At 66.2% G+C, this 18,885-nt stretch carries 18 protein-coding genes; 10 read left to right on the top strand and 8 right to left on the bottom strand.

The window, feature by feature from the left end; all coding sequences use genetic code 11:
• Positions 1–47: 47 nt before the first annotated feature.
• The 3 genes from aspT (QTH91_RS20880) to QTH91_RS20870 all read left to right on the top strand — a co-directional run bounded on the left by aspT (QTH91_RS20880) (position 48) and on the right by QTH91_RS20870 (position 5,216).
• Positions 48–1,772, top strand: coding sequence for an aspartate-alanine antiporter (gene aspT, locus QTH91_RS20880; RefSeq protein ID WP_286662074.1), 1,725 nt, complete (start codon positions 48–50; stop codon positions 1,770–1,772).
• Positions 1,773–1,818: 46 nt separating this feature from the next.
• Entirely contained in the window at positions 1,819–3,510 is a 1,692-nt protein-coding gene (aspT, locus tag QTH91_RS20875) for an aspartate-alanine antiporter (RefSeq protein ID WP_286662073.1), read from the top strand.
• Positions 3,511–3,575: 65 nt separating this feature from the next.
• A complete protein-coding gene (locus QTH91_RS20870) occupies positions 3,576–5,216 on the top strand; it encodes a bifunctional aspartate transaminase/aspartate 4-decarboxylase (RefSeq protein WP_286662072.1) in 1,641 nt (546 codons plus the stop codon).
• Between the two features lie 52 nt (positions 5,217–5,268).
• Here the strand turns inward: QTH91_RS20870 and QTH91_RS20865 are convergent, their stop codons facing one another.
• From QTH91_RS20865 to QTH91_RS20855, 3 genes are all read right to left on the bottom strand, one after another.
• Entirely contained in the window at positions 5,269–6,195 is a 927-nt protein-coding gene (locus tag QTH91_RS20865; protein ID WP_286662071.1) for a DUF2242 domain-containing protein, read from the bottom strand.
• A gap of 141 nt (positions 6,196–6,336) precedes the next feature.
• Positions 6,337–7,029, bottom strand: a complete 693-nt coding sequence (locus tag QTH91_RS20860) for a DUF2242 domain-containing protein (protein WP_286662070.1) — start codon at positions 7,027–7,029, stop codon at positions 6,337–6,339.
• A 129-nt stretch (positions 7,030–7,158) separates the two neighbouring features.
• Positions 7,159–7,845 carry a YggS family pyridoxal phosphate-dependent enzyme gene (locus QTH91_RS20855; RefSeq protein ID WP_286662069.1) on the bottom strand — a complete coding sequence of 229 codons (687 nt, stop codon included), beginning with the start codon at positions 7,843–7,845 and terminating at the stop codon, positions 7,159–7,161.
• A 72-nt stretch (positions 7,846–7,917) separates the two neighbouring features.
• Between QTH91_RS20855 and QTH91_RS20850 the strand changes: the two genes are divergently transcribed.
• The 4 genes from QTH91_RS20850 to QTH91_RS20835 are packed head-to-tail and all read left to right on the top strand — an operon-like array spanning position 7,918 to position 12,083.
• Positions 7,918–8,961 (top strand): type IV pilus twitching motility protein PilT, encoded by a 1,044-nt coding sequence (locus tag QTH91_RS20850; RefSeq protein WP_286662068.1) that lies wholly within the window; start codon positions 7,918–7,920, stop codon positions 8,959–8,961.
• A 35-nt stretch (positions 8,962–8,996) separates the two neighbouring features.
• Positions 8,997–10,133 (top strand): PilT/PilU family type 4a pilus ATPase, encoded by a 1,137-nt coding sequence (locus tag QTH91_RS20845; protein ID WP_286662067.1) that lies wholly within the window; start codon positions 8,997–8,999, stop codon positions 10,131–10,133.
• Between the two features lie 35 nt (positions 10,134–10,168).
• Positions 10,169–11,143: a TraB/GumN family protein gene (locus QTH91_RS20840; RefSeq protein WP_286662066.1), complete on the top strand. Its 975-nt coding sequence runs from the start codon at positions 10,169–10,171 to the stop codon at positions 11,141–11,143.
• A 10-nt stretch (positions 11,144–11,153) separates the two neighbouring features.
• A complete protein-coding gene (locus QTH91_RS20835; protein ID WP_286662065.1) occupies positions 11,154–12,083 on the top strand; it encodes an NAD(P)-dependent oxidoreductase in 930 nt (309 codons plus the stop codon).
• Positions 12,084–12,120: 37 nt separating this feature from the next.
• Here QTH91_RS20835 and QTH91_RS20830 read toward each other — a convergent pair whose 3' ends face one another.
• The 3 genes from QTH91_RS20830 to QTH91_RS20820 all read right to left on the bottom strand — a co-directional run bounded on the left by QTH91_RS20830 (position 12,121) and on the right by QTH91_RS20820 (position 13,985).
• The gene (locus QTH91_RS20830) at positions 12,121–12,864 is read right to left on the bottom strand and encodes a BON domain-containing protein (protein WP_286662064.1); all 744 of its coding nucleotides are present in this window, start codon (positions 12,862–12,864) and stop codon (positions 12,121–12,123) included.
• A gap of 83 nt (positions 12,865–12,947) precedes the next feature.
• On the bottom strand, positions 12,948–13,541 hold the full coding sequence (locus tag QTH91_RS20825) for an SIS domain-containing protein (RefSeq protein ID WP_286662063.1): 594 nt from the start codon (positions 13,539–13,541) through the stop codon (positions 12,948–12,950).
• A gap of 33 nt (positions 13,542–13,574) precedes the next feature.
• Positions 13,575–13,985, bottom strand: coding sequence for a YraN family protein (locus tag QTH91_RS20820; protein WP_286662062.1), 411 nt, complete (start codon positions 13,983–13,985; stop codon positions 13,575–13,577).
• Positions 13,986–14,018: 33 nt separating this feature from the next.
• Between QTH91_RS20820 and rsmI the strand changes: the two genes are divergently transcribed.
• Complete coding sequence (rsmI, locus tag QTH91_RS20815; protein WP_286662061.1) at positions 14,019–14,984, top strand: 16S rRNA (cytidine(1402)-2'-O)-methyltransferase; 966 nt, start codon at positions 14,019–14,021, stop codon at positions 14,982–14,984.
• A 43-nt stretch (positions 14,985–15,027) separates the two neighbouring features.
• Here rsmI and QTH91_RS20810 read toward each other — a convergent pair whose 3' ends face one another.
• Positions 15,028–16,266, bottom strand: a complete 1,239-nt coding sequence (locus tag QTH91_RS20810; RefSeq protein ID WP_286662060.1) for a PrsW family intramembrane metalloprotease — start codon at positions 16,264–16,266, stop codon at positions 15,028–15,030.
• Positions 16,263–16,826: a hypothetical protein gene (locus tag QTH91_RS20805; protein ID WP_286662059.1), complete on the bottom strand. Its 564-nt coding sequence runs from the start codon at positions 16,824–16,826 to the stop codon at positions 16,263–16,265. The genes QTH91_RS20810 and QTH91_RS20805 overlap by 4 nt, the downstream gene beginning before the upstream one ends.
• A 224-nt stretch (positions 16,827–17,050) precedes the next feature.
• On the opposite strand from QTH91_RS20805, the gene QTH91_RS20800 reads away from it, so the two are divergent.
• Together QTH91_RS20800 and QTH91_RS23115 are read left to right on the top strand one after the other, a co-directional pair.
• Complete coding sequence (locus QTH91_RS20800; RefSeq protein WP_286662058.1) at positions 17,051–18,253, top strand: tyrosine-type recombinase/integrase; 1,203 nt, start codon at positions 17,051–17,053, stop codon at positions 18,251–18,253.
• 208 nt (positions 18,254–18,461) lie between these two features.
• Positions 18,462–18,689: a helix-turn-helix transcriptional regulator gene (locus QTH91_RS23115; protein ID WP_368389478.1), complete on the top strand. Its 228-nt coding sequence runs from the start codon at positions 18,462–18,464 to the stop codon at positions 18,687–18,689.
• Positions 18,690–18,885 lie beyond the last annotated feature (196 nt).

Genomic DNA, 18,885 nt, shown 5'->3' with positions numbered 1-18,885 from the left:
CCGCCATTGTCAAATGAATGTGTCGGCACTGATCGATACACGAGAACATGACGCTACTTGGCTGGGTTGGGGACTTGCTCCGCGCGCATCCTGAGATTGCCTTGTTCTTGGCGTTGGCCATCGGCTATGCCATCGGCCAGATCAAGTTCGGCCCCATTCAGCTCGGCGGCATCTGCGGCACGCTGATCGCCGCGCTCGTCATCGGGCAGCTTGGCGTCACGCTCGAGCCCAGCGTGAAGAACGTGTTCTTCATGCTCTTCATCTTCGCGCTGGGCTATGCGGGCGGGCCGCAGTTCTTCGCGAACCTCAATGCCAAGGGCTTGCGCATCGGGCTGCTTTGCCTGATCGAGGTCGTGGTCGTGCTCACGCTGGTGCTGCTGGCCACGCACTTCATGAAGCTCGATCCCGGCACCGCGGCCGGCATGATGGCCGGCGCGGCCACCGAGTCGGCCGTCGTCGGCACGGCCACGGACGCCATCTCAAAACTGGCGTTGCCACCCGAGCAGATCCATCAGTTGCAGGCCAACGTGGTCACGGCCTACTCGATCACGTACATCTTCGGCCTGATCACGATCGTGGTGGTCACGAGCCAGTTGTTCCCGCTGATCCTGCGGGTGAATCTTCGCGAGGAAGCCGATCGCCTCTGGAAGGCCATGGGCGGCGAGGTCGACGATGCCAATGCCACGGCGGCCGCGCCGGAACTCGTGGGACGCGTGTACGAGGTGCGCGCCGTCGGTGGCAGCGTCGCTCGACTGACCGAGCGGCTGGGCGGCTCCGGCAGCGTCCAGGGCCTGATCCGTCACGGCCGCCCATTGCCGGTGACGCAAGACACGGCGTTCGAGGTGGGTGACCGTGTGCTCGTCATCGGCCATCGTCGAACGCTGGTGGATGCCATCCAGAGCGTCGGCCCCGGCATGGCGGAGGAATCGGGCGATGTGGCCGCATTCGGCCTGGTGCTGCAGAGCGCGACGCTGGTCCTGCGCAACGAAGCGGTGCAGGGCCTGCGCCTGCGCGATCTGTCCCTGCCCGGCGCCAACGGGGCTGCGCCGCCGGTGGGCGACAGCGTGCTGGTGGGCAAGGTCTCGCGCGGCACGCAGAGCATGCCGCTGCTGCCCGATCTCAAGCTGCAGTTGGGCGACCGGCTCGAGGTCTTCGGCACGGCCGAGCAGATCGGCCCGGCGGTCAAGTCGCTGGGCGAGCCGGTGCTCAAGTCGGTCAAGAGCAACATCGCCCTCGCCTCCGCGGGCATCGTGCTGGGGGTGTTCATCGGCATGTTCAGCGTCAAGGTCGGCGGCGTGCCGCTGTCACTGGGAACGGGCGGCGGCGCGCTGCTCACCGGGCTGGTGTTCGGCTGGTTCCAGGCCCGGCACCCCAGCCGCCTGAGCCTGCCCGACGATGCATTGAACCTGCTCAAGGACATCGGGCTGGCCACCTTCATCGCATGCGTGGGCCTCGCTTCCGGGCCGCAGGCGCTCGAGCTGGTGCACAAGTACGGCGTTTCGCTGCCGCTGATGGGCGTGGTCATCGCCGTGCTGCCGGCGTTCTGCTCGCTGATGGTCGGCCACCACCTGCTCAAGATCGATGTGCCTGTGCTGTTCGGCGCCATCGCCGGCCAGCAGTGCAGCACGCCGGCGCTGAGCGCCATCCAGAGCGCGGCGGGCAACACCACGCCGCTTCTGGGCTACACGATCACCTATGCCATCTCGAACGTCATCCTGCCGCTGATGGGGCCGGTGATCGTCGCGCTGGCCGGACTGGCGAACCCGGGCTGACGCCGCCGCGCCCCGCCCATCGAAAGACCGGAAAGGAGCCCGACGCATGGATTGGCTGCACGACATCTTCAAGCGTTCTCCAGAGATCGCCCTGTTCCTCTCGCTCGCGCTGGGCTATCTGCTCGGCAAGGTGAAGTTCGGCAAGTTCCAGTTGGGCGGCGTGGCCGGCTCGCTGCTGGTGGCTTGCGTGGTCAGCCAGGTGGGCGTGGAGATCGATTCGGGCGTGAAATCGGTGCTGTTCGCCCTGTTCATCTACGCGGTGGGCTACGAAAGCGGGCCGGACTTCTTCAACTCGCTGGGGCGGCAGTCTCTGCGCGAGATCGCACTGGCCGTGATCCTGGCCATCACCGGTCTGGCGACGGTGGTGGTCATGGCCAAGCTGACGGGCCTGGACAAGGGCCTGGCCGCCGGCGTGGCGGCAGGGGGGCTCACGCAGTCGGCCATCATCGGCACCGCGGGCGACGCCATCGCCAAGCTCGGCCTCGCGCCGGACGAAACGCAACGCCTGCAAGCCAACGTGGCCATCGGCTATGCGGTGACCTATGTGTTCGGCTCCTTCGGTGCCATCATCGTGTGCGTCAACATCCTGCCCTGGCTGATGAAGCGCGGCATTCGCGACGATGCCATCAAGGCCGAGTCGCAGATGCAGTCCGGCGGCGTGCGGGTGCTCGGCGAAGGCCAGCGCGAAGCCGCGCCCGACCTGATCGGCCGCCTGTTCAAGGTGAGCGCGGGCAAGGCGCACACCGTCGCGCAGGTGGAAGCCGCCCTTGGCGAGCCGCCCATCACGATCGAACGGGTCAAGCGCGGCGACAAGTTCGTCGAAGTCACGCCCCAACTGCAGCTGGAGCAGGATGACGTGGTGCTGGTGGTGGGCCGGCGCGCGGCGGTGGTGTCCAGCGGCTCGCTGCTGGGCCGCGAGGTCTATGGCATCGACGGCATGGACCTCACCATGCTGCATCGCGACGTGGTCATCACCAGCAAGGAATTGACGGGCAAGACGGTGGACCAGATCCGTCTGGCGACCACCGGCGGCGTGCGCCACGGCGTTTATGTGGTGGGTCTGCGCCGCATGGGCAAGCCACTGGCGCTCGACCCTGACCTGGTGATCCTGCCCGGCGACACGGCCACGCTCTACGGCGCCGAGCACGACGTGCGCCGCGTGGCCAGCGTCCTGGGCGAGGTGGTGGTCACCGGCAGCAAGACCGATTTCGTCTACCTCGGTGCCGGCCTGGTGGTGGGCCTGCTGGTCGGCCTGCTGAGCGCGAAGATCGGCGGCATTCCGCTCACGCTCGGATCCGGCGGAGGCGCCCTGCTGTCGGGCCTGGTCTTTGGCTGGTACAGGGCGCGCCGCCAGACCTTCGGCGCCATGCCGCCCGGCGCGGTGCAGATCCTCAAGGACCTGGGCCTGGCCGGCTTCGTTGCCGTGGTCGGACTGCAGTCGGGCCTGCAGGCGGTCACCACCATCCGCGAGCACGGTCTGACGCTGTTCGTGGTGGGCGTCGTGGTGACGCTGGTGCCGCTGATCATCACGCTGCTCATCGGCCGCTACGTGCTGCGCTACGACAACGCCGCCATCCTGGCCGGGGCGCTCTCGGGATCGCGAAGCGCCAATCCGGCATTCGGCGAGGTGCTCGACAAGGCAGGCAATTCGATTCCCACTGTGCCCTTTGCCATCACCTACGCGCTGGCCAACGTTCTGCTCACCCTGCTCGGCCCGCTGATCGTGGCGCTCGCCTGACAACGAATCCGGCGCCGTCGCGCGACGCGGCGGCGCCTTCCCGTCTCAACCCAAGGAGAAGATGCATGGACTTCAGCGACGTCGAGAAACTGGCCAGCCTGAGCCCCTTCGAGCTCAAGGATGCGCTCATCCAGGTGGCCAAGGAGAGCGACCGGTCGATGCTCAATGCCGGTCGGGGCAACCCGAACTTCCTGGCGACGCTGCCGCGCCACGGCTTCTTCCAGTTCGGGCTGTTTGCCATGACGGAGTCCGAGCGTTCCTACCAGTACATGGAGAACGTGGGCGGCTTCCCGCAGCGCGAAGGCATCGAGGAGCGCTTTGCGATCTTCATCCACCGCAACCAGGACGTGGAAGGCGTGCGCTTCATCGCGGCTGCCGTCTCGTATGTGCGCGACCAGCTGGGCCTGTCGGCCGGCGACTTCCTTTACGAGATGTGCGAGGCCATCCTGGCGTGCAACTACCCCGTGCCGGACCGCTTCCTGCGCCTGTCCGAAATCGTCGTGGGCAAGTACATCCATCAGGAGATGATCGGCAAGCACCCGTTTGCCGGCCGGTTCGACATGTATGCGGTCGAAGGCGGAACCGCCGCCATGACCTACCTGTTCAACAGCCTGAAGGAAAACCACCTGATCAAGAAGGGTGACGCGATTGCGCTGGGCATGCCGATCTTCACGCCGTACATCGAGATCCCGCACCTCAACGACTACCAGCTGGTCGAAGTGGAGATCGACGCACCTCCGGAGAACAACTGGCAATTCACCAAGAAGGAGCTGGACAAGCTGCTCGATCCGAAGGTGAAGGCCTTCTTCCTGTGCAACCCGAGCAACCCGCCTTCGGTGAAGATGTCGGACGAAGTGCTCGAGCACCTGGCGGCCATCGTGAAGAAGCGGCCCGACCTGATCATCCTGACCGACGACGTCTACGGCACGTTCGCCGACGACTTCGTGTCGCTCTTCGCCATGTGCCCGTACAACACCATCCTGGTGTATTCGTATTCGAAGTACTTCGGCGCCACCGGCTGGCGCATGGGCGTGGTGGCCACGCACGAGCACAACGTGCTGGACGAGAAGATCGCCAAGCTGCCCGAGCCGTTGCGCAAGGAGCTGGACGAGCGCTACAGCTCCATCACCACCGAGCCGCGCAAGCTCAAGTTCATCGACCGGCTGGTGGCCGACAGCCGCACCGTCGCACTCAACCACACGGCCGGCCTGTCCACGCCGGTGCAGGTGCAGATGGTGCTGTTCTCGCTGTTCTGCCTCATGGACGAGCGCGACAACTACAAGAACGCGATGAAGCAGATCGTGCGCCGGCGCAAGGCGGCGCTCTATCGTGAGTTGGCGCTGCCCATGGCCGACGATCCGAACTCGGTCGACTACTACCACCTGATCGATGGCGAGGCCCTCGCCTCGCAGATGTACGGCCGCGACTTCGGCAAATGGATGGCATCCAGGTTCCGGCCCAACGAGCTGCTGTTCAGAATCGCCCAGAAGAGCGGCGTGGTGATGCTGCCTGGCAAGGGCTTCGGAACGCCGCACGCATCCGGGCGCGTGTCGCTGGCCAACCTCAACGAATACGACTACGCCAACATCGGCCGCGCGGTGCGCGAACTGGCCGCCGAGTACTACGACGTCTACACGCGGGAGAAAGGCGGCAAGTCCAAGCCATCCGTGGCCGCGCCGCCGGCGAAGAAGAAGGGCCGCAAGTAGTACGGCTGCAACAGACGCTCTCTGGCCGACGCGCCGATGCCCGCCGACGCGCCTACTGCGCCGATGGCGCGGCGGCGGTCGCGCCTGCCGCCTTGGCGGGCAGGGCCTGAGGCTCGCCCATCGGTTCCACGGTTCCGGAGACCGAGCGCGTGGGCGCCGCAGGCTTGGCGGGCGGTGCGGCGGGCGCCGGCGGCGTGAGCTGCAGATCCGCCTGGGCAGCAGGCGCCTGGGGCTCCAGTGGCGGCAGCGGCGCAAGCGGCGTCACCATCGCCAGTCCCGCCTGGGTGGCCGGTGGCGTGGCGCCCGGCGCGGCCTGCTCCGGAAACACGCGGGCCTGCGGCACCACCGGGAGGGACACCGGCGGCGCCGGCTCGGTCGAATCCAGGCTCAGGTAGCGATCGACGATCTTGAAGAAGCGGTCGTAGAACTTCTCGTCCGTCACGGTCTGGCTGGCCACCTTGACCAGCGAATCATCGGTCTGCGAATAAGGCAGCGAGACCGAGCCGATCACACTGACGCCGACGCTGGCGGAGTTGTTGATCTTCTTGAGGCTGTAGCGGTCCTGCAGCGCGCTCACGAAGGCAATCGTGCGGGGCTTGTCCGTATCCTGGCGCCCGCCGCTGTCCTTGGCGCACACCACGCGAAAGTCGATTTCCAGGTGCACGTCGGCATCGGGCTGGAAAGCCTTCTTGCCCGAAACAAGCGTGGGCTCGTTCGAGCCGATCAGGTAACCCTGGCTGAGCAGCGCGCGCCGCGCGGCCTCGCAGGTTTGCGCCTGCGTTGCGACAAAGGTACGCGTGTGGGTGTCGGTGGAGTTGAAGTCCTCCGTCTCGTAGTTGGCCCGGGCGGTGGATCCGGTGCTGGCGCACCCGGCAGCGAGCAGGCCCAGCGCGGCCGCTGCAATCAGCCGCGCCGAACAGGCGCCAATGCGGCCCTGGAAGCCGGAAACGAGGACGATCGGTGAATAACGCTGGAACATCGGACTCAAATGCTAACCCGGTCGGTACGACCGGCCTTGTGCTGTGAGTCCGGATCGGCGCGCGTGTTCCGCGGCAGCCGCGATTTCGCGTGCCGCTCGCGAGGCAGGAACGCTATGGGTCGTCGAACTGGCGAATTGCCGCTATGGCTTGCTTTGCGAACTCGCGCCCGCCTCCGCCGGCGCGCCACTCGCCGTTTCCTTGGCATTGGCGTCCGTGCGGGCTGCAAGCGGCTTGGGCGGCTCCGGATCGGGGCCTTCCACCGTGAGGTAGCGGTCCATCAGCGCGTAGAAACGGTCGTAGAACTGTTCGTCCGACACCGTTTCGCTGGCGAGTTTGACCATCGCGTCCTCGCTCGACGAGTACGGCAACGAGAACGATCCGAGCACGCCCACCCCCACGCTGGCCGAGTTGTTCACCTTCTTGATGCCGTAGCGGTCCTGCAGTGCGCTCACGAAGGCGGTGCTGGACTGCTTCTGATCGCTCGTGGCGGCCTTTGCGGCCTTGGCTTCGGGCGCGCAGACCACGCGCAGTTGCACCTCCATGTGCACCTCGGGATCGGGCTGGAAGCTCTTGTTGCCACTGACCTCCTCGCCGGTGGCTGCCTTGACCTGGTAGCCCTGGCTCAGCATGGCCCGCCGCGCGGCTTCGCACGTCTTTGCCTCGCTGGCGGGAAAGCTGCGCGAATGCGCATTGGTCGATGAGAACTTCTCGGGCTGATAGGCGGCAAGCCGCTCTTCCTTGCTGGTGCCGCAAGCGGCGAGCATGCCCAGCGCGGCGACGGCAGCCGCTGCTCGAAGGGCAACGGGGCTTCGGCGGGTCAGGTGTGTGGTCATCGAAGGATCTCTTTGGGGATCATCGTGCCCATTGCACCGTCAGAAGGCCGCGCGCGGCGTCGGCCTGCCGCAGCGACACGTGTCGGACAGCGGCCCGTTCGGGCCTTGGGGCGCCCAGTTGGACGGGGCTCAGCGGGCGCCGAAGATGGCCGTTCCCACCCGCACCATCGTGCTGCCGGCGGCAATGGCCGCTTCCAGGTCGGCGCTCATGCCCATCGACAGGGTATCCAGCGCCAGGCCGGCGTCTCGCAATTCGTCGTAGACGGCTCTGGCACGCAAAAAGAGTTGCTTTTGCGCATCGAAGCCTTCGGCCGGCTCGGGGATGGCCATCAGGCCTCGCAGGCGCAGGTTCGGCAGGGCAGCCACCGCGCGCGCCAGTTCCAGCGCCTCGGCCGGCGGAACGCCCGACTTGTTGGCCCCGCCATCCACGTTGATCTGCAGGCAGACTTGAAGGGGTGGCAGGCTGGGCGTGCGCTGGTCCGACAGCCGCTGGGCGATCTTGAGTCGGTCGACGCTGTGCACCCAGTCGAAATGCTCGGCCACCACGCGCGTCTTGTTGCTTTGCAGCGGGCCGATGCAATGCCATTCCAGTTGCGCGCGCAGATCGGTCAAGGCCAGGATCTTGGTTTCGGCCTCCTGCACGTAGTTCTCGCCGAAGGCGCTCTGGCCCGCAGCGTGGGCCGCACGCAACGCTTGCGCCGGAAACGTCTTGGAGACCGCCAACAGGCGCACACTCTGCGGATCGCGGCCTGCTGCCGTGCAGGCAGTCACGATCCTTTCGTGTACTTGCTGGAGATTGGACGCGATCGTCGTCATAATCGTTCAAATTCGTATCAAAACGTCACTAAGACTTTAGCCTGACGTCAATTCTTCGAGTCGAGGGGCTTCGTGGACATTACCCAACTGCTCGCTTTCAGCGTCAAGAACAAGGCATCGGACCTGCACCTTTCGGCCGGTCTTCCGCCCATGATCCGCGTGCACGGCGACGTGCGGCGCATCAACGTCGAGCCGCTCGATCACAAGGCGGTGCACGCCATGGTGTACGACATCATGAGCGACACCCACCGCAAGCACTACGAAGAGTTCCTCGAAGTCGACTTCTCCTTCGAGATCGACGGCCTGGCGCGCTTTCGCGTCAACGCGTTCAACCAGGCGCGCGGCGCTGCGGCCGTGTTCCGGACCATTCCGTCGAAGATCCTCACGCTGGAGCAGCTCAACGCCCCCAAGATCTTCGGCGATCTGGCCCTCAAGCCACGCGGCCTCGTGCTGGTGACCGGCCCGACCGGCTCGGGCAAGTCGACCACGCTGGCGGCGATGATCAACTACCTCAACGAGACCGAATACGGCCACATCCTCACGGTGGAGGATCCGATCGAGTTCGTGCATGACTCCAAGAAGTGCCTGATCAATCAGCGCGAGGTCGGGCCGATGACGCTGTCGTTCGCGAACGCGCTGCGCTCGGCGCTTCGCGAAGACCCGGACGCCATCCTGGTGGGCGAATTGCGCGACCTGGAAACCATCCGCCTGGCCATGACGGCCGCGGAAACCGGCCACTTGGTGTTCGGCACGCTGCACACGTCCAGCGCCGCCAAGACCATCGACCGGATCATCGACGTCTTCCCCGGCGAGGAGAAGGAAATGATCCGGGCCATGCTGTCGGAATCGCTGCAAGCGGTGATCTCGCAGACGCTGTGCAAGACCAAGGACGGCCAGGGCCGCGTGGCGGCGCACGAAATCATGCTGGGCACCCCTGCCATCCGCAACCTGATCCGCGAAGCGAAGGTCGCACAGATGTATTCGTCGATCCAGACCGGCAGCGGCCAGGGCATGCAGACGCTCGACCAGAACCTCACGGACCTGGTGCGTCGCAATGTGATCTCGGCGGCAGAAGCACGGTCGAAGGCCAAGATTCCGGAGAACTTCCCTGGATGACTGTTTGGTGAAGCCTTAAGTAACTAGGAGTTGTCATGGAACGCGATCAGGCCAGCCAGTTCATCAACGATTTGCTCAAGCTGATGGTCAGCCGCAAGGGCAGCGACTTGTTCATCACGGCGGACTTTCCGCCCGCCATCAAGGTCGACGGCAAGGTGACCAAGGTGTCGCAACAGCCGTTGGGCGCCCAGCACACGCTGGCCCTCACACGCTCGGTGATGAACGATCGCCAGATGGCGGAGTTCGAGCGCACCAAGGAGTGCAACTTCGCCATCTCGCCGACGGGCATCGGGCGCTTCCGGGTGAATGCCTTCGTGCAACAGGGCAAGGTGGGCATGGTCCTGCGTACGATTCCGGCCACGCTGCCGACCATCGACGCGCTGAACATGCCGCAGGTGCTCAAGGACGTGGCGATGACCAAGCGCGGCCTGTGCATCCTGGTGGGCGCCACCGGCTCGGGCAAGTCGACCACGCTGGCGGCCATGATCGACTGGCGCAACGAGAATTCGCAGGGCCACATCGTCACGGTCGAAGACCCCGTGGAATTCGTGCACCCGCACAAGAACTGCGTCGTCACGCAGCGCGAAGTGGGCATCGACACCGAAAGCTGGGAAGCGGCGCTGAAGAACACGCTGCGCCAGGCGCCCGACGTGATCCTGATGGGCGAGATCCGCGACCGCGAGACCATGGAGCATGCCGTCGCCTTCGCGGAAACCGGCCACCTGTGCATGGCCACCCTGCACGCCAACAGCGCCAACCAGGCGCTGGACCGGATCATCAACTTCTTCCCCGAAGAGCGGCGCGCGCAGTTGCTGATGGATTTGTCGCTCAACCTGCGTTCGCTGGTGTCGCAGCGCCTGGTACCGACCGAGGATGGTCGCGGGCGCGTGGCGGCGGTCGAGATTCTCTTGAACACCCCGCTGATCTCCGACCTCATCCTCAAGGGCGAGGTGGGCGAGATCAAGGAGATCATGAAGAAGAGCCGCAACCTGGGCATGCAGACCTTCGACCAGGCGCTTTACGATCTGTTCGAGAACCACGCGATCGGCTTCGAAGAAGCCATCCGCTACGCCGATTCGGCCAACGACCTGCGACTGCAGATCAAGCTCAACAGCCAGCGCGCCCGCCAGACCGACCTGTCGGCCGGGACCGAGCACTTCACCATCGTCTGACGCCGACGCGGCAACTGGGCCTGGCGCAACAAGCGATGGCGCGCCACATCCGCCGAACGGTGGCCCTGCTGGCCATTGGCTGGGCGCTCGGCCACGGCACTGCGTCGGCCGCGACGCCCGCCTGCCCGCCACTGCCCCAGACGGTGTTGACACCGGCTGTCGTGCAGGAAGCCACGCAACACCCGCAGGACCGCGGCTTTCTGTGGCGGATCGAGAAGGACGGCCACGCCTCCTGGCTCTACGGCACCCTGCACCTGGGCCGAGCGCCCTGGGTGGTGCCCGGCCCGAAAACCAGCAGTGCCCTTCAGCAAAGCGACACCCTGGCCCTGGAACTCGACGTGCTCGACAGCGAGTCCTTGCAGCCGCTGATGTCCAGCGGAGACCCCCAGCGCCGCGTCAAGGTGATGACGCCGGAGCGCTCGAAGCGGTTGGCGGCGCTGCGCAAGGCCGCTTGCGTCGACGGGCCGGACAACGGCATCCAGAAGCTGTCGCCGATTCTGCAGGCCACCACGCTGGCAGGCCTGTCGGCGCGCGCCGACGGCCTGTATGCGGACTTCGGCGCGGACGTCATCCTCGCGGTGACGGCCCGCAAGGCCCTCGTGCCCGTGGTGGCGCTGGAAACGGCCAGCCGCCAATACGCCGCGCTCGTTCCCGCCACGACCCGGGAAGAAGGCGAAATGCTCGACCAGTTCATGCAGCAACTGGAAAGCGGCGAGATGCGAAGCCAGATGCTCGAGTTGGCTCGCCTGTGGTCGGACAGCAACCTGCAGCGCCTCTCCAGCTACGAGCAATGGTGCGACTGCCTGAACACCGCGCTTGAGAAGGCGCAATGGAAAAGCCTGCTCGACGAGCGCAACCCGCACCTGGCCGACGGCATTGCCGCGCAGCATGAGAAGGGCCGGCGCGTGTTTGCGGCCGTCGGCGCACTGCACATGGTCGGACCTAACGGGCTGGTGAACCTGCTGGGTCAACGCGGCTTTGCCGTCACCCAGGTACTGCCGGCGCGCTAAGCTCGCGCGCATGAGCAACAGCATCCAAACCAAGAGCTACACACCGACTCCGAGCCGCAAGGTCGCCTTTCTCGGGCTGGGCGTGATGGGCTGGCCCATGGCGGGCCATCTGGCGCGCGCCGGGCATGGCGTCACGGTCTACAACCGCACGGCGGCCAAGGCTGCCGACTGGTGCGCCGAGTTCGCCGACGCGGCAACCTCGCCAGGCCGCGCCGCCACACCACGTGAAGCCGCAGCGGGCGCAGACATCGTGTTCTGCTGCGTCGGCAACGACGACGATCTGCGTTCCGTCACCTTGGGCAGCGACGGCGCCTTCGCGGGCATGAAGCCGGGCGCGATCTTCGTCGATCACACCACCGCCTCGGCCGAGGTGGCGCGCGAACTGGCCGCTGCCGCACAGCAGGCTGGCCTGCAGTTCATCGATGCCCCCGTGTCCGGCGGGCAGGCAGGCGCCCAGAACGGCGTGCTGACCGTCATGTGCGGCGGCGACGCCACCGCCTTTGCGACCATGAAGCCAGCGGCTGAATGCTTTGCGCGGGCCGTCACCCTGTTGGGCGCCAGCGGCAGTGGCCAGCTGGCCAAGATGGTCAACCAGATCGCGATCGCCGGGCTGGTGCAGGGCTTGTCGGAAGCAGTGGCCTTCGGCCAGAACGCCGGCCTGGACATGAACGCCGTGCTCGACGTGATCGGCAAGGGCGCCGCGCAAAGCTGGCAGATGGACAACCGTGGCAAGACGATGGTCGAAGGCAAGTTCGACTTCGGATTCGCCGTCGACTGGATGCGCAAGGACCTGGGCCTGTGCCTGGACGAAGCCCGCCGCAACGGCTCGGCCCTTCCGGTGACGGCCGTGGTCGACCAGTTCTACGGGGACGTCCAGCGCGCGGGCGGCCAGCGCTGGGACACGTCGAGCCTCATCACGCGCTTGCGCACCAAGCGCTGAGGGCCGGGCGGCACAGCCGCCCCGAGCCGGCGAGGGATCAGCGCACCGGCGACGTGGTGGCGCCGCCGCCAGCGGGCGTGCCGGCAGGCGGCAGCGGCGCCATCGGCGGCAGAGGAACGCTCGACGACGAGCTGCCAGCAGGCGCCGCACCGGTGCCACCGGTGGTCGTGCCCAGCTCCGACGCACTCACGATCTCGACGATCCGCACAACCTTCTGCACGCCGTCGACGCTGCGCGCGATCTCGGTGGCGCGATCGGTTTCGGCGCGGGTGGCGATGCCCATCAGGTAGACCACGCCGCGCTCGGTCACCACCTTGAAGTTGTTGGCGAAGATGTCGCTCTGGCTCACCAGTTGCGCCTTCACCTTGCTGGTGATGTAGGTGTCGTTGGATCGATCCATGATCGAGCTGCCCGTGCCGACCACCACCTCGTTGTAGACCTTGCGGACGTTGTCCACCTGGCTGACCACTTCCTCGGCGCGGCGACGGTCCGCCTCGCTGGCCACCGTGCCGGTCAGCAGCACCTGGCGGTTGAAGCTGATCACCGTCACGTTCATGTTGTCGTTGGCGATGTCGCGGATGCGGGCTGCGCCACGCACTTCGATGTTGGTGTCGTCCAGCTGGGCACCGGAGCTGCGCCTGTCCGTTGCCACCATGCCAGCGCCGACCGCCGCTCCGCCCACGACCAGCGGCACGCAGCCTCCGAGCGCCAGCGCGAGCGCTGCGCCAGCGGCAAGAGTGATGATCGAACGCTGCGCGACGAAAGCGGCTTTCTTCTTCATGAAGTTCCTTCCTGAAAGAACATGGCGCGAAAGTTTAGCCCACGGGTCAGGCGCGGGCCGGTAGGCGCACACGCCGTTGCGGCTCAGCTTTCCTGCTCGCCAAGCAATTGGGCGTCCACGCCATCGCAAAGGCAATGCAGCGCAAGAAGATGCACTTCGTGGATACGAGCGATTCGATCGTTCGGAACGAGCACCTGCACGTCCGTCTCGCGCAGCGCCTTGGCGAGCGCACCACCCTGCCCGCCCAACAAGGCCAGCACCGTCATCTCGCGTTCGTGGGCCGCCTGCGCGGCCGCCAGCACGGCAGCCGAGTCGCCGCTTGGGCTGATGGCCAGCAGCACGTCGCCGGCCTCGCCCAGGGCTCGCACCTGGCGCGCAAATCGTTCCGGGTTGGCTGCGTCGGCCTGATCGGCCTGCGGATCGTCGGCATCGCCAGGCAGCAGCAGGGCGGCCAGGCCGGGCCGCTCGCGTTCGAAGCGCCCGACGAAGTGAGCGACGAAGTGAGCAGCCAGCAGGCCAGAGGCGCCTGCGCCGCATGCGATGACCTTGCCGCCGCTGGTGACGCACGCGAGCAGTGCCTGCACCGCCTGCGTGATGGGCTTGCTCAGCGCCGGTCCAGCCTGGAACTCGAGGTCAGCGCTGTCGATGAAATGCTGCTGTATGCGTTGCTCGAGCATGATGGCCCGGCATGATAGCGGTGCCGCGAATGTTCATGCACCCTGACCGGCATCGAAAGCGGCGCGCAGCCATTCGATGCGCTCTTGCACCAGCACGACATCGAAGCGGCAAGGCGGCGGCGCGCGCATGCGCGAGATGAAATGCCGCGCCGCGAAGATGATGCGCCGCTGCTTGATTCCCGTGATGCTTGCCCCTGCCCCGCCATGCATGGCCCCGCTGCGCTGGCGCACCTCGACGAACACCAGCGTGCCGCTCGCAGGCTCGTGCATGACCAGATCGATTTCGCCGCCGCCGCGGCCCGGGGTCCGATAATTGCGCGCGACCGGCTCCAGGCCGTGCGCGCAGAGGTAATCCAGCGCGGCCTGTTCGGCAGCGTCGCCGCGCTGCTTGGTGGTGGTGCCGGCGATGGTCGTGCCCCGCTCGGTTTTGCTCCCTGTCTTCATCTCGTTGTCCCGTCCCTTCGGAGAACGCTCACCTTGATTCAACCCGCCGTCGTCTCCGCTTCGTTTCGCAGCGCACTGCAGGCCGCCCGCGAAGCCGCGGGCTCGCAGAATTATCCGCAGGGCACGCTCTATGTCGTGGCCACGCCGATCGGCAATCTGGCAGATGTCACGCTGCGCGCGCTGCATGTGCTCGAACTGGCAGACACGATTGCCTGCGAGGACACCCGCCATACGCAAGGCATGCTGCGGGCCTTCGGCGTCGAGCGGCGCGCAGGCGCGTCGTTGCTCGCCGTGCATCAGCACAACGAAGCCGAGGCTGCACAGGCCGTGATCCAGCGCCTGGCCGACGGCGAACGCGTGGCCTATGTGAGCGACGCCGGCACGCCCGGCGTCAGCGACCCTGGCGCACGCCTGGCCGATGCGGTGCGCGCGGCCGGGCACCGCGTGCTGCCATTGCCGGGCGCCAGCAGCATCACCTGCCTGCTCAGCGCGGCGGGACTGGTCGGCGGTGCATCGGGCGCCTTCGTCTTCGAGGGCTTCCTGCCGACCAAATCGGGCGAGCGGGCCTCGGCGGTCGACCGCCTGCGCACCGAGAAGCGGGCCGTGGTGCTGCTGGAAGCGCCGCATCGCATCGAGGCACTGGCCACGGCGTTGGCGGTGCTGGGCAGTCGCGGCCTGACGCTGGGCCGCGAGCTGACCAAGCAGTTCGAGGAGATTGTCACCCTGCCCGCGCAGGACCTGCCTGGCTGGCTCGCCGCCGATGGGCAACGGACGCGAGGCGAGTTCGCGCTGGTGCTGCACGCCCTGCCCACCGATGCGGAAGATGCTGGCCAGGGGGAAGCGGTGTTGAGCCTGTTGATGGACGAACTGCCGCTCAAGACCGCCGTGCGGCTGGCCGCCCAGATCAGCGGCGCGGGCCGCAACGAGCTCTATCAGCGTGCGCTGGCGATTCGCAAGGCGCAAGGCGATGCAGACGAAGATGACGTCGGCGACGCATAGCGGCACGTGGGCAGCCATGCCCGTCGCGTGACGGCGGGCCCAATCAGCTGAGCTTGGCCTGCGCCGTCAGTGCGTCGAGTCGGGCGCGCGTACGGCGGATCGCCGCCTCGTGCCGGCGGGTCTGCGCGCCCCGGCCATAGGTGGCGGCCAACAGGACCAGCCGAAGCTGATCGCGCTGCAGGCGGTGCTTGAGCCGCCGTGCCTGGGGGCCGAACTGGCGGCCCATCTCGCGACGCACGCGCATGCGCTCGAGCGGCGAGCCCAATCGCATCCACTCGTCGTCGCGCAGGAGATCGCGCTCGGGCACGAAGTACGACGCCATCGCATGCAGATAGCTGCCCTGCTCGCGCATGGCCGATCGCCACAGCACGCCGGCCGCCACCAGCACGGGCGCGCCCTTGACGACGAGCAACAGCGCCAGGCCCAGGTTGCTGTCGGTGAACGAATCCTCCAGCCAGGGCGAGTTCCAGACGAAGTGCATGGCCCACGCCAGCGCGAAGAAGAGCACGGCGATGCCCACACGTTCGGCGGCAGGCCGGGCCGTGCGAACGACGGCGTACGCCACGCCGTAGCTCGCGATGGTCGTGTAGGCGGCATGGCTCCAGAGGCCGCTCAGCAAGCCGCGGGTGACCAGGTTGAGCAGCACCGGCGTGACCTGGTCTTCCAGCGGGAAGTTGATCGCCGCGCGGACCGTGTAGCTGAAGTTCTCCACCACCTGGAAGCCCAGCCCCACCACGGCGCCGACGACCAGGATCGACAACTCCGTGCGGAACTGGTTGCGCGCGACCAGGATCAGCAGCACCACACCAACCAGCTTGAGAAGCTCCTCTGTGATCGGCCCGGCCAATGCCGGCCCCCAGGCGGCCGCGAACTCCGGCGAAACCAGCTTCGCCGCCAAGCTCTGGATGGCGATGTTGGGCAGCACGGCCAGATGCGCGGCGGCAAGCCCGCCCCAGGCAAATGCGAGCGCGAAGGCCGCCGGCGGACGCTGCTCCAGCAGTTCGAAGGTGCGAAACACCCACAGGAAGGCCCAGGTGTAGAGCGCCCACACCAGCAGGCCCAGCAGCGCCGTGACAGGCACCACCCGCAGTCCGTTGAAGAACAGCGGCGCCATGTAGATCAGCCCGTTGAAGATCAGGACGGCGAGCAGCCAGAACGCGGCACGCCTGGGCTGATAGAAAGAGTCCGCGCCATGCTGGGCGTCGGCATCGACGGGCGCCAGCGCCATGCTCGCCAACTCCGACACCGGCACCGCCGATGCGGACGAAGAGTCGGGCGTCACGATGCCTCCAGATCCATCGAGTCGACCATCTCGCGCGCTTGCGCCATGGCATCGGCCTGGCCTTCGTGAGGGCCGTAGAAGTCGACCTGCACCACCGACTTGCGCCCGGTGTCCACCGCCTGCCAGAAGCGTCCGGTTGCGTTGGCGCCGTAGTACGCGAACGAGACGCCGCGCAGGCCCCAGGCATTGTGGAAGTCCATCACGTCGCCATCCATGCGAACCCGCTCCACCCGCTCCATGAGCCGCTGCTGGCGCGACAGCGGGCCGGTCTGATCCCCAAGCCAACGGCTGCTGCGGACCGCGAAGGTGGCGCCTCCCTTGAACAGCACGATCGACTGCCCCGGCCGGGAGCGTGCGACATCCATCTGCCAGCCGCTCGCGGGGACGAAGCGCACGTGGCCGACCGCGACCGTCTCGCCCGGCGACAAGTTGCGTGCGCCGGGGACCCGTGCGTCCCACCACCGCAAGCCGCCGACATAGACGAGCAGCAGCGCCGCGATGGCCAGCGTGGCGGGCCAGGTGCGATAGCGATGGGAAGAGCGGCGCATGGGCTCGGGCATGCGGCGGATCGTGCCACAGGCTGCCTCGAGATCGCGCCTGTATCGACCTGCGGGCCAGGCTCCAACAAAAAAGCCGGAAGCATGTGGATGCTTCCGGCTATGTGTTTGGTCCCGCCGCCAGGAACCGAATTCGGGCCGGCAACCCGCATGGATAGGAGTTATCGTCGTTGTGAGTGCGAAATGTGCCCCGGAATGTGCCCCCATTCCCTTTTCGCCCACAAATCATGAAGCTCAACGACGCAAAACTTCGCACCCTCACCACCTCCGGAAAGCACGCCGACGGCGCCGGTCTCTACCTTGAAATCACGCCGGCAGGCGGACGGTACTGGCGCATGAAGTATCGCTTCGGCGGCAAAGAAAAACGACTAGCGTTTGGGGTTTACCCGACGGTGAGCCTGAAAGACGCCCGCGAACGACGCGAGGAAGCGCGCAAGGCACTCAGCAAAGGCGAGGACCCCGGCGCGCTGCGCAAGGCGGCTAAGGTCAAAGTCCTGCAGGAGGCCGCAAACACGTTCGAGGCGGTCACCAACGACTGGCTGGCCCACCAAGCCGGACGCTGGGAAGCCATCACGCTCGAGCGCACCAGGGCATCGTTGAACGCCGATGTCTTTCCGGCTCTGGGCTCCCGCCCCATGGCCACAGTCACGACCCGCGAGGTCATGGAGATCGTCAAGCGGATCGAGGCCCGTGGCGCCAGCGAAATGGCGACACGCGTGCTTCAGCGGATCAAGGCGGCTTTTCGCTACGCGGTGACGCACCATCGAATCGATCACAACCCGATGTTGGACCTCGTCCCTTCGGAAATCTTGAAGCCTCGCAAGGTTCAGCACAGACCCGCCTTGGCTAGCAAGGAGCTCCCCGCCTTCCTCGCCAAGCTTGATGCCTACGAAGGCGACGTCCATACGGTTTGTGCGTTGCGATTGCTGATGCTGACAGCGATGCGTCCAGGCGAAATTCGCGGCGCGAGATGGACCGAGTTCGATTTGGACAATGCCTTATGGCGTATCCCTGCTGAGCGCATGAAGATGCGTGCTGAACACGTTGTGCCGCTGTCGAAGCAGAGCGTCGAGGTCGTCCGCCGCATGTTGCCGCTGAGTGGCGATCGAGAACTCGTCTTTCCGAGCCCTTTCTATCCCAGCAAATCGCTCAGCGAGAACACGCTCAACAGCGCGCTTGCGCGAATGGGATACCGTGGTGAAGCTACTGCACACGGTTTTCGCGCGCTGTTTTCTACGATTGCCAACGAGGCCGGGTGGAACCCCGACGTGATCGAGCGCCAACTCGCGCACGCCGAGAGAAATCAAGTGCGCGCGGCCTACAACCGGTCAACCTATCTCGATGATCGGATCACGCTCATGCAGTGGTGGGCCGACCACCTGGATGCGCGCAAGCAGGGAAAGACATTGAAGAAGGGCAACAAAGCCTAACTCACACACGTCGTCGCATGGGTCGGTTTGTGCGTCCGGTCGTCGCCCGCCAGCAGCACTCAAGTTCCGCTTGATTTGAAGCAGTCAAGAGTGTTGCGCGCGACGCTGAAGTGCCCGAATAATTAGTCGAAGGTTCTAACTGTGCGGTCGTGATTTCGAGACCTCACAGAACAAAGTGATCTCTTCGCGTTTTCAAACACACAAACCGATGGCAATGCAATCAGAAATCAACCCACACCAAACACCCCCCGAGCGGCTGCTTCGACTTCCCGAAGTCGAGACCCGCGTCGGCCTTCGCAAGAGCTCAATCTATGAAGCCATCAGGCGAGGCGCCTTCCCGACGCCGGTAAGGCTTTCGCCTCGCGCCGTGTGTTGGCCAGCATCTGAGATTGACGCTTGGATTTCCGAGCGCATTGGTACTCGCGCGAGGGCATAGACCATGCCCCACTCGCCAGTCTCTTCGTCGAGCGAAGAGGTACGTGCTGAGGCAGCCGCCTGCTATGCACATCGCCCCGGCCTTCCGCAATCCAACGCACCGAATGGTGCCGAGCTCGCCGCCCTCTCCAGACACGCTCGTGCGATCCATCGCGAATACCCCCATCCATCGATCTGCGTTCGACGGGTCGGACTCT

This window comes from Variovorax dokdonensis, assembly GCF_030316895.1.
Taxonomy (GTDB): domain Bacteria; phylum Pseudomonadota; class Gammaproteobacteria; order Burkholderiales; family Burkholderiaceae_C; genus Variovorax; species Variovorax dokdonensis.
Note: the sequence above shows the minus strand (reverse complement) of the source record. Positions and strands in the feature narration are given on the sequence as shown.

Coding starts and splice junctions, on each gene's coding strand:
- QTH91_RS20830 (WP_286662064.1), bottom strand. CDS start 12,864: ATGAAGAAGAAAGCCGCTTTCGTCGCGCAGCGTTCGATCATCACTCTT.
- QTH91_RS20805 (WP_286662059.1), bottom strand. CDS start 16,826: ATGCCCGAGCCCATGCGCCGCTCTTCCCATCGCTATCGCACCTGGCCC.
- QTH91_RS20870 (WP_286662072.1), top strand. CDS start 3,576: ATGGACTTCAGCGACGTCGAGAAACTGGCCAGCCTGAGCCCCTTCGAG.
- QTH91_RS20835 (WP_286662065.1), top strand. CDS start 11,154: ATGAGCAACAGCATCCAAACCAAGAGCTACACACCGACTCCGAGCCGC.
- QTH91_RS20820 (WP_286662062.1), bottom strand. CDS start 13,985: ATGAAGACAGGGAGCAAAACCGAGCGGGGCACGACCATCGCCGGCACC.
- aspT (WP_286662073.1), top strand. CDS start 1,819: ATGGATTGGCTGCACGACATCTTCAAGCGTTCTCCAGAGATCGCCCTG.
- QTH91_RS20855 (WP_286662069.1), bottom strand. CDS start 7,845: ATGACGACGATCGCGTCCAATCTCCAGCAAGTACACGAAAGGATCGTG.
- QTH91_RS20840 (WP_286662066.1), top strand. CDS start 10,169: ATGGCGCGCCACATCCGCCGAACGGTGGCCCTGCTGGCCATTGGCTGG.
- QTH91_RS20845 (WP_286662067.1), top strand. CDS start 8,997: ATGGAACGCGATCAGGCCAGCCAGTTCATCAACGATTTGCTCAAGCTG.
- QTH91_RS23115 (WP_368389478.1), top strand. CDS start 18,462: ATGGCAATGCAATCAGAAATCAACCCACACCAAACACCCCCCGAGCGG.
- QTH91_RS20800 (WP_286662058.1), top strand. CDS start 17,051: ATGAAGCTCAACGACGCAAAACTTCGCACCCTCACCACCTCCGGAAAG.
- QTH91_RS20865 (WP_286662071.1), bottom strand. CDS start 6,195: ATGTTCCAGCGTTATTCACCGATCGTCCTCGTTTCCGGCTTCCAGGGC.
- QTH91_RS20860 (WP_286662070.1), bottom strand. CDS start 7,029: ATGACCACACACCTGACCCGCCGAAGCCCCGTTGCCCTTCGAGCAGCG.
- aspT (WP_286662074.1), top strand. CDS start 48: ATGACGCTACTTGGCTGGGTTGGGGACTTGCTCCGCGCGCATCCTGAG.
- QTH91_RS20825 (WP_286662063.1), bottom strand. CDS start 13,541: ATGCTCGAGCAACGCATACAGCAGCATTTCATCGACAGCGCTGACCTC.